General features: G+C 66.5%; 2 protein-coding genes. One reads left to right on the forward strand and one right to left on the reverse strand.

Translation table 11 applies throughout. The annotated features are described in order from the left end of the window. Positions 1-105: 105 nt before the first annotated feature. Positions 106-732: a response regulator transcription factor gene (locus tag BM052_RS19135; RefSeq protein ID WP_091149458.1), complete on the forward strand. Its 627-nt coding sequence runs from the start codon at positions 106-108 to the stop codon at positions 730-732. Here the strand turns inward: BM052_RS19135 and BM052_RS19140 are convergent. Continuing rightward, positions 709-4,041, reverse strand: a complete 3,333-nt coding sequence (locus BM052_RS19140; RefSeq protein ID WP_255406271.1) for a PAS-domain containing protein — start codon at positions 4,039-4,041, stop codon at positions 709-711. The genes BM052_RS19135 and BM052_RS19140 overlap by 24 nt on opposite strands. Between the last annotated feature and the right edge of the window lie 134 nt (positions 4,042-4,175).

A 4,175-nucleotide genomic window follows, 5' to 3' on the forward strand; every position in this document is an offset into this window, starting at 1 on the left:
CAAGATCGGCGAAAACGACACCGCCAACCTCGGCGACACCTCCACCCTCGCCGACCCCTCCGTCGTCAACCACCTCCTCCATAACAGGCCGCAGCTGGAGAAGACGTGAGCGAGACTGTCCTCATCGCCGATGACCATCCCCTGTACCGCCAGGCGCTCGCCCTCGCGGTTGAGCGGGTACTGCCGGAGGCGAAAGTGGTGGAAGCTGGCACGTTGGGCGCCGCCGCGCGCGCGGCGGGCGAGGCCGAGGGACTCAGGCTGATCCTGCTCGATCTCAACATGCCCGGCGCGGTCGGCTATTCCGGCATCGCGCTGCTCCACGCGGAAAAGCCGGACGTACCGATTCTGGTCGTCTCCAGCGCGGAGGCTTCGGCCGTGGCGGAGGAAGTGCGTGCTTTCGGCGCGATCGGCTTCCTGCGAAAGGATTCGAACCTCGACGCCATTGAGGAGGCGATCAGCCGCGCGCTCCAGGGCAGGCGCCAGGCCGCGCCGCCTGCCATGCGGCAGGAAGAGGCCATCCGCGAGACGGTGGCGGGATTGACGCCGACCCAGCTCAAGGTCCTGCTCGCCGTGCTCGATGGCCAGCTCAACAAGCAGGTCGCGCATTCGCTCGGAATGAGCGAAGCAACGGTCAAGGCGCACATGACCGCGATCATGCGAAAGCTCGACGTGCGGACCCGCACCCAGGCGGCGCTGGTCGCGCGTTCGTTAGGGCTCGATCTGCGTCACTGAGGCCTCCGTCAGGAAGCGCTCGATCGCCGTGGGATTGACCGGCTTCATCAGGATCGAAATCCCGAGCCTTGCCGCTCTTTCACGCATGGCAATACCCGATTCAGCGGTAATCAGCATGGCTGGCAGCCCAGGTCGCCGCTTGTGCATCGCCTCGATCAGGTTCAGCCCGTCCTCGCCGTTGTCGAGCTGATAATCGGCCAGCACCGCGTCGGCCTCGGCGCAGAGCGCCAGCGCGGCATCGATGCCGCGGGCCCCGATCGGAGCATGGCCCAGGCCGGACAGGAGCATGGAAGTCGCTTCGACGATCAACGGATCGTTGTCCACCACCAGGACCCGCAGCGCTCTGCCGGGCTTGAGGACGGGGCTCGCGCGCGGGGGATCGGCCGCCTGGCCGGCGCCTTCGACCGCTGGCAGGAACAGGCTGAAACGACTGCCCCGGCCGGGCACCGAGGCGACATCGACCCGGCCGCCAAGAAGGCGTGCGATCCGTTCCACCAGGGCCAGGCCAAGGCCAAGTCCTTCCACATCGACCTGGCCCAGCCTGATGAATTCACCGAAGATCGAGCCGATCTGCTCCGGTTCGATCCCTACTCCGGTGTCGACCACGTCTATCCGCCATTCTCCGCCCCGCCGGCGAACGCCGACCAGGATTCCGCCCTGCCGGGTATAGCGTACCGCGTTGGTCAGGAAGTTCTGCATGACCGAGCGCAACAGCCCGGGATCGGTCTCGACCATGCCGGGCATAGGACCGATCAGCAGGTTCAGCCCTTTTTCGGCCGCAAGCGGACGGAAGCTTTCGGCAAGATCGCCGAGAAACGCGTCCAGCCTCAGCACCTCGGGTCTGGGCGCCACTCCGCCGGCATCCAGCTTCGATATGTCGAGCAGCGAGCGCAGCAGGTCTTCCGCCGCGACAATCGCGCTTTCCACCCGGCGAACCAGTGTCCCCGTGTTCTCGTCGGCGCCGCGGCCAAGCGCGGCGGCGAACAGACGGGCGGCGTGCAGAGGCTGGAGCAGATCGTGGCTTGCCGCGGCGAGGAACCGGGTCTTCTCGCGGTCGGACTTGGCAAGCCGCCGGTTGGCTTCCGAAAGCGCCCGCGTGCGTTCGGCAACGCGCTGCTCCAGTTCGTCAAGCGTGCGGCGCAGCTCCTCGCGAACGCGGGCTTCCCCGGTGATGTCGGTGAAACTCATGACATAGCCGCCGCCGGGCATCGGTCCGCCCACGGTCTTAATCACGCGCCCGTCGTTGCGTTGCCGTTCAAAGCTGTGTTCCTGCCCTCGTCGCATGTGCTCGAGCCGCTTGGCGACATGGTATTCGGTGTCCCCCGGGCCGAAATCGCCGCGCTGGGCATTATGACGGATCAGTTCGGCCACCGGCATTCCGACCCGAAGCGCGTCCGGGGCGTAATCGAAGATATCGAGATAGCGCGTGTTCCAGGCGATAAGGTTCATGTCGGCATCGACCACGCTGATCCCGGCGTCGATATTCTCGAAAGTGGCTGCCAGGATCTGGCGCGAGAAGCGCAGGCTCTGCGCACCCTCGTCCAGCAGCCGGGTGACTTCGGCCAGGCTCATCTTGCCGCCGGCCAGCGCCGAGCTGACAAGCACCCGCGCGGAGGCGGCGCCGACGATGCGGGCGATCAGGTCTTGCGCGCGCCGCGCCGAGCGGCGATCGACCGGCTGGCCCTTGCGTGCCGCCGGGAATTCCTGCTCGACCCGTTCGCGGCCGATGAAGCTGGCGGTTAGATCGGCGAGTCCGGCCAGATCGGTGATGGCGCGCTGGTCGCGCCGGAAGCGGGGTAGGGCCGGGGCACCCATGCCTCTCGCGGCGAACAGCCCGAAGACCGCGAGATTGGCGCCGAGGCTCCACAACACACCGTGGACGAGTGGCGATGCCGAACCGATGCCGAACAGCCTCAGAGGATCAAGCGGACCGCCACTCACCGCTGCCGTCCACGCATCCGGCAGAATCGGTGGGAGCGCCAGCGTGTAGAGCCAGATCGCCAGGCCAGTGGCCAGGCTGGCGCGTGCGGCGATGGGATCACGTCCGCTGCCGTTCGCGGCGAGCAGCAGGTGCGGGGTGAACTGCGCCATGGCGGCAAAGGCAATGAGGCCGATCGAGGCCAGCGAGTTGGCTGACGAGACAAGCGATCCCCATGTCAGCGCCAGCAGCATGATCCCCAGCATCGAAAGCCGCCGGACACCGAGCATTTTCGCCCCGATCGTCCCGGCGGTCTGACCGACGCCGCTGCGGACCAGAGCCGGAAACACCAGGTCGTTCGAGACCATGGTCGCAAGCGCGCTGGTATCCACGATCACCATGGATGCGGCCGCGCTGACCCCGCCAAGCAGCGCCAGCAGCAGGACCGGCCCGCTGCCCGTCGCGGCCGGCAATCCCAGCACGAAATTGTCGGGAGAGGCATCGTGTCCGAGCGCGCCGATCCCGGCCAGCGAGATTGGCAGCACCAGGACCGCCATCAGGCCGATATAGCCCGCCAGTCCGAAACGTGCGCGCCGGAGATCGCCCGGCTCGCGCGCTTCGACCAGTCCCATGTAGAATTGGCGCGGCAGCGTAATGATCGCAGTGGCCGAGATCAGCAGGATCACCGCTGATTCCAGCGAGACCTGGCTTGGGTCGAACCGCCGGGCCAGCACGGTGATCGCCCCGGCAAGCCGATCCGGCGCCATTTGCAGAACCGTGGCCACGGAAAGCGCCGCGACGGCCGCCAGTGCCAGCAGTTTGAACAGCGAATCGACGCCGATCGCATAGAGCAGCCCCTCGCTGCGTCCCGCCACTTCATAGCGCCGCGCGCCGAAAAGCACCGTGAAGAGGGTGAGCAGGATCGCCGCGATCACCATTGCCGGGAATGTCATCGGCTTGTGGGACACGAACGACATCGCGCCGCCGATCGAGCGCAGTTGCAGGGCGATGTAGGGAATCGATCCCAGCAACGCGATCGTGGTGACGATCCGCGCCACGACGACATCGTGGCCAAACCGCGCGGCGATGAAATCGGACACGGTCGTCGCCCGTTCCTGCGCCACGGCTTCGGACAGGCGCTGGAGGAAGCCCGGTGCGGCGATCAGCAGAAGAACCGGTGCCAGGTAAATGGGCAGGTAGTTCCAGCCGTCCCGCACGGCGCTGCCGACCGCGCCGTAGAATGTCCAGCTGGAGCAATAGACGCCCAGCGCCAGCGTGTAGGCACGATGGCGCCAGCGCGGCAGGACCAGGTCCACCTTTCCCCGCCGCTCGACGAAAGTGGCAAGCGCGAACAGCGCCGCGATCAGGACCAGCGTCGAAAATGTCGCCAAATATAGACCCACGACGCCCTGCGAACTCCTCTTCCAGCGCTCATCTCGACTTTGTACGTTTAGGTAGCGAAGCACAGTGCCTGCGCCATACGTATGACGCGATTTGTCGGAATATATTGCGGTTCGCGGTGCGG

Source organism: Novosphingobium sp. CF614 (assembly GCF_900113255.1).
Taxonomy (GTDB): Bacteria; Pseudomonadota; Alphaproteobacteria; order Sphingomonadales; family Sphingomonadaceae; genus Novosphingobium.